At 61.7% G+C, this 18,575-nt stretch carries 18 protein-coding genes and 1 pseudogene; 15 read left to right on the top strand and 4 right to left on the bottom strand.

Translation table 11 applies throughout. From position 1 onward, the window contains the following. The first annotated feature begins 15 nt into the window (after nt 1–15). The 4 genes and pseudogenes from HX786_RS18210 (at nt 16) to HX786_RS32330 (ending at nt 4,244) form a co-directional block, all read left to right on the top strand. Nucleotides 16–1,245 carry a Zn-dependent hydrolase gene (locus HX786_RS18210; RefSeq protein ID WP_178912424.1) on the top strand — a complete coding sequence of 410 codons (1,230 nt, stop codon included), beginning with the start codon at nt 16–18 and terminating at the stop codon, nt 1,243–1,245. Between the two features lie 168 nt (nt 1,246–1,413). Then, nucleotides 1,414–2,439, top strand: a complete 1,026-nt coding sequence (locus HX786_RS18215; protein ID WP_177035881.1) for a histone deacetylase family protein — start codon at nt 1,414–1,416, stop codon at nt 2,437–2,439. Nucleotides 2,440–2,618: 179 nt separating this feature from the next. Continuing rightward, nucleotides 2,619–3,386 (top strand): annotated as a pseudogene (locus HX786_RS32325) (MCP four helix bundle domain-containing protein); the annotation flags it as partial. A 48-nt stretch (nt 3,387–3,434) separates the two neighbouring features. Further along, a complete protein-coding gene (locus HX786_RS32330) occupies nt 3,435–4,244 on the top strand; it encodes a methyl-accepting chemotaxis protein (protein WP_371316412.1) in 810 nt (269 codons plus the stop codon). Here the strand turns inward: HX786_RS32330 and HX786_RS18225 are convergent. Continuing rightward, the gene (locus HX786_RS18225) at nt 4,213–5,064 is read right to left on the bottom strand and encodes a hypothetical protein (RefSeq protein WP_178912450.1); all 852 of its coding nucleotides are present in this window, start codon (nt 5,062–5,064) and stop codon (nt 4,213–4,215) included. The genes HX786_RS32330 and HX786_RS18225 overlap by 32 nt on opposite strands. A 665-nt stretch (nt 5,065–5,729) precedes the next feature. Between HX786_RS18225 and HX786_RS18230 the strand changes: the two genes are divergently transcribed. Beyond that, a complete protein-coding gene (locus tag HX786_RS18230; protein ID WP_008437881.1) occupies nt 5,730–6,632 on the top strand; it encodes a LysR family transcriptional regulator in 903 nt (300 codons plus the stop codon). Here HX786_RS18230 and HX786_RS18235 read toward each other — a convergent pair. Both HX786_RS18235 and HX786_RS18240 read right to left on the bottom strand, forming a co-directional pair. Continuing rightward, nucleotides 6,624–7,382 carry a substrate-binding domain-containing protein gene (locus tag HX786_RS18235; RefSeq protein WP_087692592.1) on the bottom strand — a complete coding sequence of 253 codons (759 nt, stop codon included), beginning with the start codon at nt 7,380–7,382 and terminating at the stop codon, nt 6,624–6,626. The genes HX786_RS18230 and HX786_RS18235 overlap by 9 nt on opposite strands. Nucleotides 7,383–7,394: 12 nt before the next feature. After that, a complete protein-coding gene (locus tag HX786_RS18240) occupies nt 7,395–8,687 on the bottom strand; it encodes an MFS transporter (RefSeq protein ID WP_003211917.1) in 1,293 nt (430 codons plus the stop codon). A gap of 198 nt (nt 8,688–8,885) precedes the next feature. Between HX786_RS18240 and HX786_RS18245 the strand changes: the two genes are divergently transcribed. The 7 genes from HX786_RS18245 to HX786_RS18275 all read left to right on the top strand — a co-directional run bounded on the left by HX786_RS18245 (nt 8,886) and on the right by HX786_RS18275 (nt 15,708). Next, on the top strand, nt 8,886–9,032 hold the full coding sequence (locus HX786_RS18245; RefSeq protein ID WP_003211914.1) for a hypothetical protein: 147 nt from the start codon (nt 8,886–8,888) through the stop codon (nt 9,030–9,032). Nucleotides 9,033–9,448: 416 nt separating this feature from the next. After that, nucleotides 9,449–10,171 carry a GntR family transcriptional regulator gene (locus tag HX786_RS18250; RefSeq protein WP_003211913.1) on the top strand — a complete coding sequence of 241 codons (723 nt, stop codon included), beginning with the start codon at nt 9,449–9,451 and terminating at the stop codon, nt 10,169–10,171. Continuing rightward, complete coding sequence (locus HX786_RS18255) at nt 10,168–10,956, top strand: SDR family oxidoreductase (protein ID WP_178912426.1); 789 nt, start codon at nt 10,168–10,170, stop codon at nt 10,954–10,956. The genes HX786_RS18250 and HX786_RS18255 overlap by 4 nt, the downstream gene beginning before the upstream one ends. A gap of 82 nt (nt 10,957–11,038) precedes the next feature. After that, nucleotides 11,039–11,971, top strand: coding sequence for a 3-keto-5-aminohexanoate cleavage protein (locus HX786_RS18260; protein WP_008437904.1), 933 nt, complete (start codon nt 11,039–11,041; stop codon nt 11,969–11,971). Nucleotides 11,972–12,040: 69 nt separating this feature from the next. Then, nucleotides 12,041–12,919 carry an SMP-30/gluconolactonase/LRE family protein gene (locus tag HX786_RS18265; protein ID WP_003211906.1) on the top strand — a complete coding sequence of 293 codons (879 nt, stop codon included), beginning with the start codon at nt 12,041–12,043 and terminating at the stop codon, nt 12,917–12,919. A 75-nt stretch (nt 12,920–12,994) separates the two neighbouring features. Beyond that, nucleotides 12,995–14,317 (top strand): MFS transporter, encoded by a 1,323-nt coding sequence (locus tag HX786_RS18270; RefSeq protein WP_003211904.1) that lies wholly within the window; start codon nt 12,995–12,997, stop codon nt 14,315–14,317. A 59-nt stretch (nt 14,318–14,376) separates the two neighbouring features. After that, entirely contained in the window at nt 14,377–15,708 is a 1,332-nt protein-coding gene (locus HX786_RS18275) for an MFS transporter (protein WP_087692587.1), read from the top strand. On the opposite strand, the gene HX786_RS18280 is transcribed toward HX786_RS18275, so the two are convergent. Beyond that, nucleotides 15,663–15,908, bottom strand: coding sequence for a hypothetical protein (locus HX786_RS18280; protein ID WP_023659101.1), 246 nt, complete (start codon nt 15,906–15,908; stop codon nt 15,663–15,665). The two genes, HX786_RS18275 and HX786_RS18280, sit on opposite strands and share 46 nt — an antisense overlap. A 61-nt stretch (nt 15,909–15,969) precedes the next feature. Between HX786_RS18280 and HX786_RS18285 the strand changes: the two genes are divergently transcribed. The 3 genes from HX786_RS18285 to HX786_RS18295 all read left to right on the top strand — a co-directional run bounded on the left by HX786_RS18285 (nt 15,970) and on the right by HX786_RS18295 (nt 18,552). Beyond that, nucleotides 15,970–16,905 (top strand): LysR substrate-binding domain-containing protein, encoded by a 936-nt coding sequence (locus tag HX786_RS18285; RefSeq protein ID WP_003211897.1) that lies wholly within the window; start codon nt 15,970–15,972, stop codon nt 16,903–16,905. 26 nt (nt 16,906–16,931) lie between these two features. Next, nucleotides 16,932–18,119 carry a low temperature requirement protein A gene (locus HX786_RS18290; RefSeq protein ID WP_177040328.1) on the top strand — a complete coding sequence of 396 codons (1,188 nt, stop codon included), beginning with the start codon at nt 16,932–16,934 and terminating at the stop codon, nt 18,117–18,119. A 70-nt stretch (nt 18,120–18,189) separates the two neighbouring features. Next, nucleotides 18,190–18,552 carry a 5-carboxymethyl-2-hydroxymuconate Delta-isomerase gene (locus HX786_RS18295; RefSeq protein WP_003211892.1) on the top strand — a complete coding sequence of 121 codons (363 nt, stop codon included), beginning with the start codon at nt 18,190–18,192 and terminating at the stop codon, nt 18,550–18,552. The last annotated feature ends 23 nt before the right edge of the window (nt 18,553–18,575 follow it).

Consider the following 18,575-nt stretch of genomic DNA (forward strand, 5'->3'; position numbering starts at 1 on the left):
GATCGGAGAATGTGTATGTTGAAGATTGATGGCGAGCGCCTGTGGGCCAGCCTGATGGCCATGGCCGAAATCGGCGCCACGGCCCGCGGTGGCAGTTGCCGCCTGGCGTTGAGCGCCGAAGACCAGGCGGGCCGCTCACTGTTCAGCCGCTGGTGTGAAGATGCCGGGCTGACCCTGAGCGTCGATGCCATCGGCAACCTGTTCGCCCGCCGGGCTGGCACCGACCCTGAAGCTGCGCCGGTGATGATGGGCAGCCACCTCGACACCCAGCCGGAAGGCGGGCGTTTTGATGGCGTCTATGGTGTGCTGGCCGGACTGGAAGTGATCCGCAGCCTCGACGACCACGGCATCAAGACCCGCAAACCACTGGAAATCGCGGTATGGACCAACGAGGAGGGCGCCCGGTTTACCCCGGCCATGCTCGGCTCGGCCGTGTTCACCGGCACCTTGGCGTTGGATAACGCGCTGGCCACCCGGGATGTCGCCGGTGTCAGCGTGGCGGATGCGTTGCGCAGCACCGGCTACAACGGCGAGCGCCCCTTGGGTGGCGCGGTGGATGCGTATTTTGAAGCGCACATCGAGCAAGGTCCTATTCTGGAAGACAATGCCAAGAGCATTGGCGTGGTCACCGGTGGGCAGGCGATTCGCTGGCTCGACGTGCGCGTGGAAGGCATGGCCGCCCATGCCGGGACCACGCCGATGCCACTGCGCAAGGACGCCTTGTACGGCGCCGCGCAGATGATCCAGTCACTGGAAAGCCTGGCGGCTGATTTTGCGCCTGAGGGCCTCACGACCGTGGGTGAATTGAGCATCGCCAAGTCGTCGCGCAACACCATTCCCGGCTTGCTGAATTTTACCGTCGACCTGCGCCATCACCGCGACGCCGACATAGAAGCCATGGAGCAACAGGTGCGCACCCGCTTGCAGGATATCGCTGCCCAACGTGGTCTGAGCGTCACCGTCAGCCCGCACTGGATCAGCCCGGCGACACCGTTTGATGCCGAGTGTGTCGCCTGTGTGCAGTCCGCCGTGGATGCGTTGGGTTATGCCCAGCAATCGATTGTCAGCGGTGCTGGCCATGACGCCATCCACCTGGCGCGGTTCTGCCCCACGGCGATGGTGTTCATTCCGTGCGTGGGAGGCTTGAGTCATAACGAAGCCGAAGATGTGCTGCCCGAGGACGTTCGCCAGGGTACCGATGTATTGCTCAATGCCGTGTTGAAACGTGCCGGCCAGGCTAATTAACGAAACATTTCTGCAAGGTTGAACACGATCAAAATGTAGGAGCTGGCTTGCCTGCGATAGCGGTGGTTCAGGCAACAAATTTGTATCTGAGCCACCGCAATCGCAGGCAAGCCAGCTCCTACAGGTCCGGTGTTCAACCGCAGATGTGTGCCCATCAGGAGAAATCCCATGCGTACTTATTTCCACCCCGAACAACTCCTGCACCATCCTCGCAGCTACTACTCCCGTGGCCAGATGCGTACCCCGCAGGAAGTCCCGGAGCGCGCCCGCAATCTGCTGCTGGCCGCGCAAAACCTGGGCTTCGACATCCAGCAACCCCACGACCACGGCCTTGATCCACTGCTGGCTGTGCACGGTGCGGCCTACCTGGCCTTCCTCCAGGAAGCCCACCAGCGCTGGAAAGAAATCCCCGAAGACTGGGGCGACGAAGTCATGTCCAACATCTTCGTGCGCGAGCCCAACGCCCTGCGCGGCATCCTTGCCCAGGCGGCGCGCTACCTCGCCGACGGCAGTTGCCCGATTGGCGAACTCACCTGGCGCTCGGCCTATTGGTCCGCCCAAAGCGCCGTCGCTGCCGCCCGGGACATCCTCGACGGCGCACCCGCGGCCTACGCGCTGTGCCGCCCGCCAGGCCACCACGCGCGTTTTGATGCAGCCGGTGGGTTCTGCTATATCAACAACGCGGCGGTTGCGGCGCAGGCGTTGCGCGCTGGCTTCGAGCGCGTCGCCGTGCTCGACACCGACATGCACCATGGGCAAGGCATCCAGGAGATTTTCTACGAGCGTGATGACGTGCTGTACGTGTCGATTCATGGCGACCCGACCAACTTCTATCCGGGGGTTGCAGGCTTTGCGGAGGAGCGCGGCGCAGCCAAGGGGGAAGGCTTCAACCTCAACCTGCCGATGGCGCATGGCGCGAGTGAGGCGGTGTTTTTCCAAAAGCTGGAACTGGCATTGAAGGCAGTGAAGGACTTCTCGGCGGACGTGCTGGTGTTGTCGCTGGGGTTCGATATCTACGAGCTGGACCCACAGAGCAAAGTGGCAGTGACGCGGGAAGGATTTGCGCGGCTGGGGGAGTGCATTCGTGGATTGGGGTTGCCGTGTGTGATCGTGCAGGAGGGCGGGTATCACCTGGAAACGCTGGACAGTAATGCTCAGGCGTTTTTTGCAAGTGCGCAGGCGTGGTCAATGTAACCCGCTGAATAAAGCGCCCCGGACTGCCTTGGAAATACATTCAAGGCGCGTCCGACCCGTGGGCCTTTTACGTCGATAATTTATATCTCTTAACTTCTGGTCGACACCCCTAAAGTCCCGCCCTGACTGGCCGAAACTCTGTCATACGATGTCGTATGCCCATAATGAGAACAATCGCCATGTCGCTCCGCAGCCTGTCCATCGCCCGCCGTGCGGGTCTCGGTTTTGCCTTGATTGCCTTGCTCGTGGCGCTGTTGGGGTTCTTTGCGCTCTCGAACATGGCAAGCATCCGCGAAAGCGCCGTGCAGGTTGAAAGTGGCCTGGTGCCGAAAATGCGCCTGGTCTCGGACATTCGCGAAATCATGCTGCGCATCCGCACTATTTCCCTGCGCATGGCCCTTGATCCCAATCCCGCGAGCCTCTCGCAATACCGCAGCCAGATGGACACCCGCAGCCAGGATCTGGCAAAGAAACTGGCCGACCTGAGTGCGGTGCTTGATACACCTGAGGTACGCAATCTCTACGACCAGTTTCAGGTCTCCCTGCGGCAATACCAGCAAGGCCTCACACAGTCGTTCATCCTTGCCGACAAGCAGCAGACCGCCGAGCTGAACAAGTTGCTGCTGGTGGACATGAAGACCGTGGTCGACGGTTCCGGCAATCAGCTCAATGCCCTGGCCGACTATTACAACGCCCAGATAAACCTGCAGGGCCAGACGGCCGAGTTGCAGTACAGCCGCTCGCGCACGATGGTCTTCGGCTTCGTGCTGCTGGCGGCGTTGAGCACCGTGGCCTTGGCCTGGTTGCTGACGCGTAGCATTGTCGGCCCGCTCAGCCACGCGGTGCGTGCCGCCGAAAACGTCGCTCAAGGCGACCTGACCCAGACCGTTGAAGTCACCGGCGATGACGAAGTGACCCGCCTGCTGGTGGCACTGCAGAGCATGCAAGGCAGCCTGCGCAGTACCTTGCAGCTGATTCGCCAGTCGGCCGGGCAGATGGCCGCATCGGCCACCGACCTCAACGGCATCACCGACCAGAGCAGCCGCAGCCTGCAAAAGCAGACCGCTGAAATCGAGCAAGCCGCCACCGCGGTCAACGAGATGACCTCGGCCGCCGATGAGGTGGCACGTAATGCGGTCTCCACTTCCGAATCCACCCGGCTCTCCAATGAAACGGCCCGTGACGGCCAGCAGCGCGTCGGCGAAACCGTCAGTGCGATTCAGGCGTTGAGTACCAACATCGGTGAAACCTCGAGCCTGGTGCAAAACCTCGCCGATCAATCGCGGGACATCGGCAAGGTGCTCGATGTGATTCGCTCCATTGCCGAGCAGACCAACCTGTTGGCCCTGAACGCCGCCATCGAGGCGGCGCGTGCCGGTGAGTCCGGGCGTGGCTTTGCCGTGGTGGCCGACGAAGTGCGTGCGCTGGCCCATCGCACCCAGCAATCGACCCTGGAAATCGACCAGATGGTCACCGCGATGCGCAGTGGCTCCAGCGAGGCACTGACCTCAATGCAATCGAGCACCCAGCGGGCCAGCGAAACCTTGATCCTGGCCGAAGGCGCCGGTGGAGCCTTGAGCCAGATCACCGACTCCATCGACCAGATTCACCAGCGCAACCTGGTCATTGCCAGCGCCGCCGAGGAGCAGGCGCAGGTGGCCAAGGAAGTGGATCGCAACATCGTCAACATTCGTGACCTGTCCGCGCAATCATCTTCGGGAGCAGGGCAGATCAACGGGTCGAGCCAAGAGCTGGCGCGCTTGGCCGTGTCGCTCAATGAGGCGGTGGCGCGGTTTCAGCTGTAACCGGGTCTAGTCGTGCCACGGATGGCACCAGCTCCAGGATCCGGTCACGACCCCCTTCGGCCACCAGGTACGTTCCCTTCGTCGTACGCACAATCGACTGTGGCGCCTTCAGGAAAGACAGAATCGTCTGCTGGCGTCCTTGCTTGTCGATCAACAACAAACGCGCGCGGTGGGTGGAATCCTCGTTGATCCATAACCCGCGTTCATCGCACATCAGGAAGGTGGGTTTGTTCAATTGGCTCAGTACCACTGGATCGCTACCGTCCTCGGTTAATTCGCGGACCACACCCTTCTTCTTTTCCGTGTAGAGCATGCGCCCATCGGTACAGCGAACGATCGACTCGCCTTCGCTGAGTTGGTCACGCACGACGCTCAAGGTCTTGTCGCTCCAGCGATAGCGCAGTATGCGGGCAGCTACCTTGCGGTCTTCGATGGCGTAAAGGAACTCGCCGTCGTCCCACAGCCCTTGCACGCTGTCGCCCTTGAACAGCTCGGTAACGACGCCGTCCTTGAGGAAACTGACCGGCGCGCCGTCCACTTCCTGGCTGAACACCCAACCGCCCTGAGTGGCGACCATGCCATCGGGCTTGGATAGTTTTCCTACAACCAGCTCGCGTTTTCCGTCGGGCAAGATGCGTACGATACTGCCAAGCCCATCGCTCAATTCCTGGCTCACCATCAGCGAACCGTCGGGCATCGGCATCAGTGATGCGGCCTTTGCTACGTCTCGGTGGACGACATGAACACTCCAGTCTTCGGCTGCACTGACCGGGTAGAAGCTTTGCCAGGCGAAGAAGCCCAAAGCTGCAAGGCAGAGCAAACCCAGGAGCCACAACCCCGCTCGAAGCGCTCGATAGAGAGGCGCAGGGCTGGAAGTCCTTTTTATTGTTTCATCCATTGATTGCGTTACCAGTCTGTATTCGTGAGTGGAAAAGATTGCCGCTGCGGTTGATTGTCGTCGTCATCCTGCAAGAGGCTCTAAGCAGGAATTTTCCCGCATAAAGAATTTCCTTTATACCCATGCATGAGTGGTGCGAGAAACATAAAGGGACCGCAGGCATACAGCGGGGATTTGGCAGGAGGCGAGTTGCACATAGGCAATTTCAGTGGGAGTGGAACTACAGCCCATACAGTCATTCCGCACCATTCACGTTTGGTAGGTTGTGGTCGGGTGTTGGTGTGAGCATCTTTATCATCGGGAAGGGCTAGATGGATCCCTACGCATCCAGTAAGACAAATCAGCAGTGTTGTGCTGACAACTATTTTTCCCATGTTAGACCTGTGAGGTGGTACCTAAGAGCTGTCAGTATTGACGCTTTTCAGAAGTCTCGTTTCCAACCCACGCAAATTCCCTGCTGATATGTATGACCGCATATTTTCCGTAGGGTTATTGGCTGATCCCGATTCTGTGGCCCGCGCCAATAGCATCCCGCCAGCCTCCATACGATAATGCCCGCCACATCTGCTCAACCAATGGCTGCCCCCGTGATCATCAACTTCGACCTCAACGACCTCCAGGCCTTCCGCGCCGTCGTAGATAAGGGCAGTTTCCGTGCGGCGGCCGAAGCCATCCGTATCTCCCAGCCGGCCCTCAGCCGGCGTATCGAGAAGCTCGAATCCGCCCTCGACGTCAAACTCTTCGAACGCACCACGCGCCGGGTCAGCCTGACTATGGTCGGCCGCGCGTTCCTGCCGCAAGTCGAGCGCATGCTCGATGACCTGGACATCGCCCTGATGGGCATCAGCAACGTCGCCTCGACCCGCATGGGCAATGTCACCATCGCCTGTGTGCCGTCCACCGCGTACTACTTCATGCCCCACGTGATCTCCGAATTCCACAAGCTCTATCCGAAGATTCGCCTGCGGGTCCTGGACGCGAGTGCGGGCGAGGTGTGTGCGGCGGTGGAAAGTGGCGAGGCGGATTTCGGTGTGAGTTTCAGCGGCAGCCTGGCAGACGGGGTGGAGTTCGAGCTGCTGTTGCAGGAGCGTTATGTACTGGCCTGTCGCCGGGAGCATCCGCTGGCGGACCGCGCCAGTGTGACGTGGGCCGAGGCGTACGAGCACGACTACATCACCGTGGACAAGACCTCAGGCAACCGCTTCCTGCTGGACCAGGCCCTGCGCGGCGTGCGGGTGAAGAAACCAAGCATCTGCGAAACCCATCACGTGACGACCATGATCGGGCTGGTGGAGGCGGGGCTTGGGGTGGCGATGGTGCCGTCGATTGCGATGCCGGGCGGCGAACATCCGATTCTGACGAGCGTGCCGTTGGTGGAGCCGGAGGTGGTGCGCAACGTGGGGTTGATCAAGCGCCGCGGGCGTACGTTGACGCCGGCGGCACTGGAACTGGAGCGGTTGACGCGGGAGATGCCGTTCCGGTCAGTGTGAGACCGAATCCAGGCCGGTGGATTGCACCACCGGTTGCGCCTGGGGCGAGGCGAGGAATTGCAGGAGCTTTTTCGCCTGCGCCGGGTGCTGCGCATTTACCGGAATGCCGGCGGCAAAACGGGTGACGGACTGCACGTCTTCGGGGATCTTTCCGACGTAGGTCACGCCTGGAATCGGCAGCAGTTCGGACACCTGTTGCAAGCCCACTTCGTAATCACCCTTGGCCACCTGTGAGGCCACCGGGATGCGTTCGATCATGGTGCCCTTGGACGGCATGCCGAGCTTCTTGAACAGTTCCTTTTCGACGTAGACGCCGCTGGCGCTGTCCGAGTACGCGACGGATTTGGCGTTGGTCAGTACCGTCTTCAGTTCGGCATCGGTGGCAATCGAGGGCTTGGCCGCGCCTTCCTTGACCACCAGGCCGATGCGCGAGTCCGCCAGTTCAACCCGGGACGCCTTGTCGACCTTGCCTTGCTTGATCAGCTCATCCAATGCGTAGCCGACCATGATCACCACGTCGGCGTGTTCGCCACGGGCCAGGCGGTTGGGAATCGCTTCCGGCGCCTTGCCCATCGACGGGCCGAGGATGGTGTCGAGGGTGTCGCCGCTCTGGGTGGCGTATTGCGCACCCAGCACCTTGTAGGCAGCGGTGAAGCCGCCGGAGGTCATGACTTTCAGCTCTTCGGCGTGGGCGACCATCGCCAGGGAACCGATCGCCAGTACCGCCAGTGTTTTCAGCATGGGGTTCATCAGTGCGACTCCTCAGGCAACTTGCAGACGGGCGCTGGCGCGGCGATACAGTGCGAACGTCGCGCACAGGGCGCACAGCGCGGCGAACATCAGCCAGTAGGCGGGCGATGCCTTGTCGCCCGTCTCGTGGATAAACCAGGTGGAAATCGCCGGGGTAAAACCGCCGAAGATCGCGGTCGCCAGGCTATAGGCCAGGGAGAAGCCCGCCACACGCACTTCCACCGGCATGATCTCGGTCAGGGCCGGGATCATGGCACCGTTGTACATGCCGTAGAGGAAGGAGAACCACAGCAGGGTTTCCAGCATGTGCGCGAAGCTTGGCGCATTGACCACGTAGGAAAGTGCCGGGTAAGCGGTCAGCACGGTCAAAGCAGTCATGGCGATCAGCACCGGCTTGCGGCCAAAACGGTCACTGAGGGTGCCACCGATGGGCAGCCAGATGAAGTTCGACACGGCCACCAGCAAGGTCACCAGCAGGGCGTCGGCGGTGGTCAGGTTGAGTACGGTTTTGCCGAAGGTGGGTGCGTACACGGTGATCAGGTAGAAGGCCGTGGTGGTCATCGCCACCATCATCATGCCGCCGATCACGATGGTCCAGTTCTTCACCAGGGTGGCCAGCACTTCGCGCATGGTCGGGCGATGCTTGCGGTTGGCGAACTCTTCGGTTTCCTGCAGGTTGCGGCGCAGGACGAAGATGAACGGGATGATCACGCAGCCGATGGCGAACGGAATGCGCCAGCCCCAATCGGCAACCACGGCTGGTTCCATCCACTGGTTCAGGCCATAACCCAGGGCGGCCGCGACCACGATGGAGATCTGCTGGCTACCCGATTGCCAACTGGTATAGAAACCCTTGCGGCCCGGGGTGGCCATTTCGGCCAGGTACACCGACACGCCGCCCAGTTCGGCACCGGCCGAGAAACCTTGCAACAGCCGGCCCATCAGCACCAGCAGCGGTGCCCACAAACCAATGGTGTGATAGCCGGGCACCAGCACGATCAGCAGGGTGCCACTGGCCATGATCGCCAGGGTCACGATCAAGCCTTTGCGACGGCCCACATCATCGATGTACGCGCCGAGGATGATAGCCCCCAGCGGACGCATCAAAAAGCCCGCGCCGAACACGGCGAAGGTCATCATTAATGACGCAAATTCATTAGCGGCAGGGAAGAAGGCGGCGGCGATATAGGTGGCATAGAAACCGAACAGAAAGAAGTCGAACTGTTCGAGAAAGTTGCCGGAGGTGACGCGAAAGACCGCGCCGACTTTGGAGCGGGCAGAGTCAGGCCGTGAAGGGTTTTGCATTTTCTTGTGTCTCCAGCGTTCTTTTTAAAGTGCTTGTTTCGCTTAAGACCGCGGATAGTGGCTGACACATTTGGAAATGATAAGTGAGTTGTTTACATGTATTGATGCGTCGTGGTTATCAATTGCCGGATGCACACAAAACCGCTCCCTCATCTATGCTTGCCCAGTGTGTCCAATTCTTACGGATGGGAGGTGGGTATGAGCAACGAACAGAAGCAGCGCGAAGAGTTGGAGCAGGAGCGGGCGAGGAAGCTTCGCGAGGAAGAAAAGCCGCAGACCTGGAAGCATCCGGACGATGGCACCGAGCTGTCGGAGCGCGATCAGGAGCGCCCGCTCAGGCCTTGATGCAGGCAATTCACTGTGGCGAGGGAGCTTGCTGTGGCGAGGGAGCTTGCTCCCGCTGGGCTGCGAAGCGGCCCCAAGATTTTTGGGAGCGCTTCGCACTGGAGCGCCAGCCCGGTCCAGCGGGAGCAAGCTCCCTCGCCACATTACGATTTACTGAATCGGCATTCCCAACTCCACCAGCGTGCCATCTGGGCACCGCACACTAGAAACAACCTTTGCGCCTCCCCACGCCGCCCTTGAAGTTCATCCCGCCCTGCGAAGCAGAGGGTGGTGTCGCCGGTATCCCGCTCGCCATAGATCCCTGATTAATACAGTCGACGGCGACTGAAGCCATACCGTCAACGGGAAACTATTTGACATATTTGATTTGTGATCACATATTGGAGCCATAAGAACGACAACACAGGTTTTGACTCATGACAGATGGCCCGCTTCTCCTTCCCACCTTGCGCCAGGTGTCCCGCGATACCTTGCAAGACCAGGTCTATCGCCAGATCCGCGAAGCCTTGATGAGTGGTCGTTTCCAGCCCGGCCAGAAACTCACCATCCGCGGCCTCGCCGAAGCCCTCGGCTCCAGCCCCATGCCAGTGCGCGAAGCCCTCCAGCGCCTCAGCGCCGAAAACGCCTTTGAAGTCACCGAAACCTCTCGTCTGCGGGTACGCATGATGACGGTCGAACGCCTGCGGGAAATCCGCGATGCGCGGGTCGCCCTGGAAGGTTTGCTGGCAGAAAAGGCCGTATTGCTCCTGGAAAAAGCCGACCTCGACGAAATCTCCGACCTCTGCCAACAGATGCAACAGGCCGCCGACGAAGTCGACGTTTCCCGCTACCTGTGGACCAACTTCGCCTTTCACCGTCGGATCTATGCCGTCGCCCAGGCCGAATTGACCATGGCCGCCGTGGAAAACTTCTGGCTGCACATGGGCCCGTGTTTTGCCCTGGTCGCCCCCGATAAAGCTCACTTGCAACGCTCGATGGAGGCGCATACGCGCATCGTCGAAGCCCTGGCCGCCCGCGATGGCGCCGGTGCCCGCGCGGCCGTGACCGATGACATCATGCAGGCCGCCGATTCCCTGGCGCGCCTGCTCGTCAAGAACGACCGTTCGCGGTCGTCTGTTTCAGGAGGTAAACGTGCATGAGTATCCTACAGCGGCTGCAGCCTTATCCTGGGTTACGTGTGTTGATTTCCGGCGGGGCTGCCGGCATCGGTGAAGTGTTGGCGGCGGCCTATCTGGAGGCGGGTGCCAAGGTGCATGTGTGTGATGTCAGCGAAGCGGCCCTGGCGGCGTTTCGCGACAAGTACTCGGGCACTGTCGCCACCCGTGCCGACGTGAGCGATGCCGCGCAGATCGAGGCGGTGTTCCAGGTGCAGCGCGAGCAATTCGGCGGGCTGGACGTGCTGGTCAACAACGCCGGGATTGCCGGGCCCACCGGCGGCATCGACGCCATCAGCGATGCCGAGTGGCAAGCCACGATCAATATCAACCTGACGGCGCAATACCGCTTTGCCCACCACGCGGTGCCGATGCTCAAGGAATCGTCCCACGGCCATCTGCTGCATATCGCCTCGGTCGCCGGGCGCCTCGGCTACGCCTGGCGCACGCCATATGCGGCGACCAAATGGGCCATCGTCGGCCTGATGAAATCCCTGGCCTCGGAGCTGGGCGAAAGCGACATCCGCGTCAACGCCTTGCTGCCCGGCATCGTTGAAGGCCCGCGCATGGACGGCGTGATCCGCGCCCGTGCCGAACAGGTCGGTGTGCCGGAAGCCGAGATGCGCCAGGAATACCTGAACAAGATCTCCCTCAAACGCATGGTCACCGCCGAAGACATCGCGGCCATGGCCTTGTTTCTCTGCTCGCCCGCCGCCCGCAATGTCACCGGCCAGGCGATCAGTGTCGACGGTAACGTCGAGTACCTGTAGGCCGCGTCAGCGTTTAGCCAGGGAAGAACACACAAGTTACACCCGGGATTTTTTTCATAAGAATAAAAGTCGGAGAATCGTCATGTCCAAAAATCGTCCTGTGATCATCACCTGCGCCGTCACCGGTGCCATCCATACGCCGTCGATGTCGCCGCATTTGCCGATCACCGCGCAGGAAATTGCCGACGCCGCCATCGGTGCCGCCGAAGCCGGCGCCGCCATTGTCCACCTGCATGCCCGTGATCCCATCGATGGCCGTCCCAGCCAGGACCCCGCGCTGTTCGCCGAATTCCTGCCGCACATAAAGGCCGCCAGCGATGTGGTGATCAACATCACCACCGGCGGCGCACCGACCATGGGCGTCGAAGAGCGCCTGCAACCGGTGATGCAGTTCAAGCCGGAACTGGCCTCGCTGAACATGGGCTCGATGAACTTCGGCCTGTACGAAATGCTCAACCGCTTCACCGAGTTCAAGCATGACTGGGAGCGTCCGTACCTGGAAGAAAGCGACGACCGGATCTTTCGCAATACCTTCCGCGACATTACCCACATCCTCAATTCCTGCGCCGAGAACCGCACCCGTTTTGAAATCGAGTGCTACGACATCGGCCACCTGTACACCGCCGCCCATTTCCTGGAGCGCGGCCTGCTGAAACCACCGTTGTTTATCCAGTCGGTATTCGGTTTGCGCGGTGGCATCGGCGGGCACCCGGAAGACCTGGCCCATATGCGCCGCACCGCCGACCGCCTGTTTGGCGACGACTACGTGTGGTCGATCCTCGGCGCCGGCCGTGGGCAGATTCCGCTGGCCACCATGGGCCTGTCCATGGGCAGCAACGCCCGGGTCGGCCTGGAGGATTCGCTGTGGGATGGCCCGGGCAAACTGGCCGCGTCCAACGCCGACCAGGTACGGCGCATTCGCACAGTGATCGAAGCCCTCGGCCATCAGGTCGCCACGCCGGATGAAGCGCGGGAAATCCTCGGGCTCAAGGGGCGTGACCAGGTCAATTTCTAAGTGATAAACCGGCCGCGTCACGGCGCGGCCATGCCCATCCCGCACAACAACAAAAAAGGGGATAACACCATGCGTATCGAAGTGCTTGTGGACGTGAAGACCACCCTGGGCGAAGGCCCGGTGTGGGACGTCGAACAACAACGGTTGTACTGGATCGACAGCGCCGACGGCCGGATCCTGCGCTGCACCGAGGATGGGCGCGAATTGCGCGCCTGGGATGTGGGCCAGAAAATCGGCTCCATGGCCCTGCGCCATAGCGGCGAGCAAGCCATCGTCGCCCTGCAAAACGGCGTGCACCTCCTGGACCTCAACAGCGGCGAACTGGCCCTGGTGATCGACCCGGAACCCGCACTACCCAACAACCGCCTCAATGACGGCAAGGTCGACCGCCAGGGGCGCTTTGTCTTCGGCTCCATGGACACCCTCGAAGACAGCGCCAGCGCCAAACTCTACCGCCTCGACGCGGACCTGAGCCTGCACACCCTGGACGAAGGCATCATCGTGTCCAACGGTCCGTGCTGGAGCCCGGCGGGCGATACGTTCTACTTTTGCGACACCTGGTCCGGCGAGATCTGGGCCTATGACTACGACCCAGCCAGCGGCGCGGTGAGCAATCGACGCACCTTCGCCAAGGTCGATACCAGCGGCGGTGGCGCTGCCGACGGCTGCACCGTGGATGCCGAAGGCTGCCTGTGGCAGGCGCTGGTCTATGCCGGAAAACTGGTGCGCTACACGCCCGACGGCCAGGTCGACCGGATCATCCAGATGCCGGTGAAAAAGGTCACCAGCCTGACCTTTGGCGGGCCAAACCTGGACACCCTGTTTGTCACCTCCATGGCCAAGCCACCGTTGCCGCGTTTCCCGGCCGACGGTCAGCAGCGCGGGGCGCTTTTTGCGATCACCGGGCTGGGCGTGCAAGGAATAGCCGAGCGACGGTTCGCCAGCTAGCGCGTTTTTTTCAACAAGGCACTTTCCTTTCGCAACCTTGTGTCAGTGCGCGCCCTCGCGCGCCTGGAGAAACCCATGGCAACCTTGAAAAAAGCCTCGCTGCGCAGTATTCACCGGCACTCCTGGGTGTCGCTGCTGGTGTGCTGGATGATCTGGATCCTCAACGCCTACGACCGTGAGATCGTGCTGCGCCTGGGGCCGACCATCTCCAAGCATTTCGATTTGTCGGCCGACCAGTGGGGCACCATGGCCACGGTGATCATGCTGGCCCTGGCCCTGCTGGATATTCCCGGCTCGATGTGGAGTGACCGCTACGGCGGTGGCTGGAAACGTGCGCGGTTCCAGGTGCCGCTGGTGCTGGGCTACACGGCTATTTCGTTCCTCTCCGGGTTCAAGGCCCTGAGCGGCAACCTCGCGACCTTTATCGCGCTGCGGGTCGGCGTCAACCTCGGCGCAGGCTGGGGCGAGCCGGTGGGCGTGAGCAACACCGCCGAATGGTGGCCGGTGGAGCGTCGTGGTTTTGCCCTTGGCGCGCACCACACCGGTTACCCGATCGGCGCCATGCTCAGTGGCATCGTCGCCAGCTTTGTCATCAGCACCTTCGGTGAAGACAACTGGCGCTACGTGTTCTTCTTCGCGTTCGTGGTGGCGTTGCCGCTGATGATTTTCTGGGCGCGGTATTCCACCGCCGAACGCATCACCGCGCTGTACGTCGACATCGCCGCCAAGGGCATGACCCCGCCGGACAACGCACCGGCCAGCCAAGTGAAGGGCCACGCCTGGCGCACCTTTATCGCCACGTTGCGCAACCGCAATATCGCCCTGACGGCGGGTAATACGATGCTGACCCAAGTGGTGTACATGGGCGTCAACATCGTGCTGCCGGCCTACCTGTACAACATCGCCGGGCTGTCCCTGGCCGAGTCGGCGGGGATGAGCGTGGTGTTCACCTTGACCGGGATTCTCGGGCAACTGGTGTGGCCGTCGCTGTCGGACATCATTGGCCGGCGCGTCACCCTGATCATCTGCGGGGTGTGGATGGCCGCCAGTGTCGGTGCGTTCTACTTCGCCAACACCCTGACCCTGATCATCGTCGTGCAACTGCTGTTCGGCCTGGTGGCCAACGCAGTGTGGCCGATCTACTACGCGGTGGCCTGCGACTCGGCCGAGCCGTCGGCGACCTCCACCGCCAACGGCATCATCACCACCGCGATGTTTATCGGTGGCGGCCTGGCGCCGGTGCTGATGGGCAGCCTGATTGCCATGGGCGGCGGCTGGACCACCTTGCACGGCTACACGGTGTGCTTCTTCGTGATGGCCGGCTGTGCCCTGGGCGGGGCGCTGCTGCAACTGTTTTCCCATCGCCCGCCGGCGCTGGTTGCGCAACTCGAACCCTAGAACAACACCGATGCGTCCCCCAGCCGTTGCGCTGGCGGGGCGCCAAGAGGAATTGCCCGATGAAGACTGCCAACACCGCCCGTGAACCACGGGAGTTGAACAAACTGATGTTCGTCAAGCTGATGCCCTTGCTGATCATCGCCTACGTGCTGAGCTTCCTGGACCGCACCAACATCGCCTTGGCCAAGCACCACCTGGACGTTGACCTGGGGATTTCAGCAGCGGCCTATGGCCTGGGCGCCGGGCTGTTTTTCCTGACCTATGCGCTGTCGGAAATCCCCAGCAACCTGATCATGCACAAGGTCGGCGCGCGGTTCTGGATAGCCCGGATCATGGTGACCTGGGGCCTGATTTCGGCGGCCATGGCGTTCGTCCAGGGTGAGACCTCGTTCTATATCCTGCGCCTGCTGCTGGGCATTGCCGAAGCCGGCCTGTTTCCCGGGGTGATGCTGTACCTCACCTACTGGTTCAACCGCGAGCAACGGGCGCGGGCTACCGGGTATTTCCTGCTCGGCGTGTGTTTTGCCAACATCATCGGTGGCCCGGTGGGCGCGGCGTTGATGCGCATGGACGGGCTGCTCGGCTGGCACGGCTGGCAGTGGATGTTCCTGCTCGAAGGGCTGCCGGCGGTCGCGTTTGCCTGGGTGGTGTGGTGCAAGTTGCCGGACCGTCCGAGCAAGGCGCCATGGCTCTCGGCCGCAGAGGCGCGCGGGATTGAACAGCGCATCGCGATGGAGACCGAAGAGGGCGCAGGCGAGGGCGGGCATTCCCTGAAGAACTGGCTGACACCGCAGATCCTGCTGGCGATCTTTGTGTATTTTTGCCATCAGATCACCATCTACACCGTGATCTTTTTCCTGCCGAGCATCATCAGCAAATACGGTGAATTGAGCACCATGAGCGTCGGCTTGCTGACCTCATTGCCGTGGATTGCCGCAGCGGCCGGCGCTGTGTTGCTGCCGCGCTTTGCGACCACGCCCACCCGTGCCCGGCGGCTGTTGATTACCGGTTTGCTGACCATGGCGTTGGGGCTGGGGATTGCCTCGGTGTCGGGGCCGGTGTTCAGCCTGCTGGGCTTTTGTGTGTCGGCGGTGATGTTCTTTGTGGTGCAGTCGATCATCTTTCTCTACCCGGCCTCGCGCCTCAAGGGCGTGGCGCTGGCGGGCGGGCTGGGCTTCGTCAATGCCTGCGGATTGCTCGGCGGGTTTGTCGGGCCGTCGGTGATGGGCGCGATCGAGATGAGCACCGGCAATGCCACGAATGGCTTGAAAGTGATTGCCGTGGTGCTGGTGGTGGCCGCGTTGGCCGCCTTGCGTTTGCGTCAGGGGCAGGAGCAGGAGCCCGGTCACACCAGCAACGAGGTAGGGAACCCCGAAGCCAGCACCAGGTAAGCCACGACTGCCGCCAGGCACAAACCGACAAATACCCGTAACAGTGTCCTGGCGGTGGGATGAGCGATGAATTTGATGGCCCAGAGCAAAATCCCGGCAACCAGGACGCTCAAGGCAGAAATGACCAGCACGATGGTGTTCTCGCAAGCCTTGGAAGCTGCTTTATAGTCCCAAAGGCCCGTGTTGAACAGTGTGCGCATAGACGCAGGGCCCCGGGTGTTTCTAAACTGCGACTTATCCAGGGCAGTGGGGCGGTCGCCGATGAATCGCAATGAATTACGCAAGGCCGACATCAATTTGATGGTGGTCTTTGAAACCTTGATGCTCGAACGCAACGTGACCCGGGTGGCGGAGAAGCTGTTTCTCGGGCAACCCACCATCAGTTCGGCCCTCAACCGCCTGCGTACGTTGTTCAATGACCCGCTGTTCATTCGTGTCGGCCATCGGATGGAACCTACCGCGCGGGCCGAGGAAATCATCAAGCACCTGTCGCCGGCCCTCGACTCCTTGTCGTCGGCCCTGAGCCTGACCCACGATTTCGACCCGTCCATCAGCACCATGACCTTTCGCATCGGCCTGTCCGATGACGTCGAGTTCGGCCTGCTGCCGCCGCTGCTGCGCGCCTTGCGCCAGGAAGCGCCGCAGGTGGTGTTCGTGGTGCAGCATGTGGATTACTGGCGCATCCCGGACCTGCTGGGTTCCGGGGATATCACCGTCGGCATCACCCAGACCCGCGGCCTGCCGGCCAATGCCAAGCGCAAATTATTGCGGCATATCCGCCCGTGCCTGCTGCGGGCGGACGCCTCGGACAAACCCCTGACCCTCGACGAATATTGCGCACGGCCCCATGTGCTGGTGTCCCACACCGCCAACGTGTCCGGGTTTGCCGATGAGTGGCTGGCGGAAATCGGTCGCAAGCGCCACGTGGTGCTCTCGGTGCCGCAATACAGCGCATTGCCGGCGCTGCTCGCCGGCACCGACATGATCGCCAGCCTGCCGGACTACACCGCCCAGGCCATGGCCGCCGGAGGCAATCTGTTCTGTGAACCGTTCCCGTTCGAAACCCCGACCCTGGACTTGTCGATGGTCTGGCTCAGCCACGTTGACACCGATCCGGCGGAGCGCTGGATGCGTTCGCGGCTGGAGGCGTTCATGAGCGAGCGGGACATGCTGCCGGTGGTCGCACCCAAATCTTGAGATAAAACCTTCAGGGAGATCCAGGCATGGCCCCATCCCGTTCCTTGCTGCGTGGGCGCGGCAGTCATGACAGCGGCAAGGTTGGCATGGTCGAGCTGTTTTTCGACCTGGTGTTCGTGTTTGCCGTGACCCAGTTGTCCCATTCGCTGCTCGCCCACTTGTCCATCGGCGGTGCCGTGCAGGTGGCGTTGATGATGGTCGCGGTGTGGTGGGTGTGGATCTTCACTTCGTGGGTCACCAACTGGCTGGACCCGGAAAAAATCCCGATCCGCATCGGCCTGTTCGGTTTGATGGTGGCGGGCCTGTTGCTGTCCTCGTCGATCCCCAAGGCGTTTACCGATCGCGGGCTGTTGTTCGCCGGCGCCTATGTGTTCATGCAGGTAGGACGCACGCTGTTTGCGTTGTGGGCGGTGCGCGGCGAGTCGCTGAACATGACCCGCAATTTTCAGCGGATCCTGGCGTGGATGCTGTTTTCCGGGGTGTTCTGGATCACCGGTGCGCTGCTCGAAGGCGAGCAGCGCCTGGCCTTCTGGGCCCTGGCGCTGTTGATCGAGTTGATTTCCCCGTCGGTGTATTTCTGGGTGCCCGGGCTTGGGCCCTCGACGCTTGCGGACTGGAATGTGGAAGGCAACCACATGGCCGAACGCTGCGGCCTGTTTGTGATCATCGCCTTGGGTGAGTCGTTGCTGGTGACCGGCGCGACCTTCGCCGAGCTGCCCTGGAGCGTGGACGGGCTGGCGGCATTCCTGGCGGCAGTGGTGGGCAGCATCGCCCTGTGGTGGATCTATTTCGACAGCGGCGCCGAGCGCGCCCACCATCGCATTGCCAGCTCTGCCGACCCGGGCCGTCAGGCGCGGATCGCCTACACCTACCTGCATGTATTGATCGTCGCCGGGATTATCGTCAGCGCCGTGGCCGACGAACTGGTGCTGGTGCATCCGGGGCATGCCAGCCAGGCAGGCGTGGTGGCGATCATCGCCGGCCCGTGGTTGTTCCTGCTGGGCAGTGCGCTGTTCAAGTGGGTGATGAGCGACCGGCCGTTGCCACCGTTTTCGCACCTGGGCGGCTTGCTGATGCTGCTGGTGTTGCTGCCGCTGGGATTGCAGCAGGTGTTTTCGGCGTTGGTACTGGGGGCGTTGACGTCGGCGGTGTTGGTGATCGTGGCGATCTGGGAAAATCGCTCGCTGCACAGCCTGACCGAAGTTTCACACTGAAAGCGGTCTGATTCCGCCCGGCCCCGTGCTATATGTATGACTCTTTTCCTACAACAAGCTCGGAGCCTTCATGCCGCATCTGCATCTGGAATACACCGCCAACCTCACAGGGCTGGCCGTTGAGAAAACCTTGTTGCGGCTCAACAACGTGCTGATGGCGTCCGGGCAGTTCGGTTCCGAGTTCGACATCAAAAGCCGCGCGCTGAAGGTGGAGACATTCCAGGTTGGGACGTCCATCAGCCCGCGCGCTTTTATCGCGGTCAAGCTGTCGCTGCTCAGCGGGCGTTCACCGCAGGTCAAGAAGCAATTGTCGGAAAGCCTGTTGGCGGCGCTGCAGGACCTGGGCGATTGGCCTGCAGACCTGCAGGTGCAGCTCAGTGTCTTGCTGGTCGATATGGATCGCGAGTCCTACAGCAAAGTCACCATCGGCTGACGGGCAATACTCTGAGGCGAGGG

It is taken from the genome of Pseudomonas sp. 21615526, assembly GCF_013386245.1.
GTDB lineage: Bacteria > Pseudomonadota > Gammaproteobacteria > Pseudomonadales > Pseudomonadaceae > Aquipseudomonas.

Coding starts and splice junctions, on each gene's coding strand:
- HX786_RS18210 (WP_178912424.1), top strand. CDS start 16: ATGTTGAAGATTGATGGCGAGCGCCTGTGGGCCAGCCTGATGGCCATG.
- HX786_RS18215 (WP_177035881.1), top strand. CDS start 1,414: ATGCGTACTTATTTCCACCCCGAACAACTCCTGCACCATCCTCGCAGC.
- HX786_RS32330 (WP_371316412.1), top strand. CDS start 3,435: ATGGCCGCATCGGCCACCGACCTCAACGGCATCACCGACCAGAGCAGC.
- HX786_RS18235 (WP_087692592.1), bottom strand. CDS start 7,382: ATGAACCCCATGCTGAAAACACTGGCGGTACTGGCGATCGGTTCCCTG.
- HX786_RS18240 (WP_003211917.1), bottom strand. CDS start 8,687: ATGCAAAACCCTTCACGGCCTGACTCTGCCCGCTCCAAAGTCGGCGCG.
- HX786_RS18245 (WP_003211914.1), top strand. CDS start 8,886: ATGAGCAACGAACAGAAGCAGCGCGAAGAGTTGGAGCAGGAGCGGGCG.
- HX786_RS18250 (WP_003211913.1), top strand. CDS start 9,449: ATGACAGATGGCCCGCTTCTCCTTCCCACCTTGCGCCAGGTGTCCCGC.
- HX786_RS18255 (WP_178912426.1), top strand. CDS start 10,168: ATGAGTATCCTACAGCGGCTGCAGCCTTATCCTGGGTTACGTGTGTTG.
- HX786_RS18260 (WP_008437904.1), top strand. CDS start 11,039: ATGTCCAAAAATCGTCCTGTGATCATCACCTGCGCCGTCACCGGTGCC.
- HX786_RS18265 (WP_003211906.1), top strand. CDS start 12,041: ATGCGTATCGAAGTGCTTGTGGACGTGAAGACCACCCTGGGCGAAGGC.
- HX786_RS18270 (WP_003211904.1), top strand. CDS start 12,995: ATGGCAACCTTGAAAAAAGCCTCGCTGCGCAGTATTCACCGGCACTCC.
- HX786_RS18275 (WP_087692587.1), top strand. CDS start 14,377: ATGAAGACTGCCAACACCGCCCGTGAACCACGGGAGTTGAACAAACTG.
- HX786_RS18280 (WP_023659101.1), bottom strand. CDS start 15,908: ATGCGCACACTGTTCAACACGGGCCTTTGGGACTATAAAGCAGCTTCC.
- HX786_RS18285 (WP_003211897.1), top strand. CDS start 15,970: ATGAATCGCAATGAATTACGCAAGGCCGACATCAATTTGATGGTGGTC.
- HX786_RS18290 (WP_177040328.1), top strand. CDS start 16,932: ATGGCCCCATCCCGTTCCTTGCTGCGTGGGCGCGGCAGTCATGACAGC.
- HX786_RS18295 (WP_003211892.1), top strand. CDS start 18,190: ATGCCGCATCTGCATCTGGAATACACCGCCAACCTCACAGGGCTGGCC.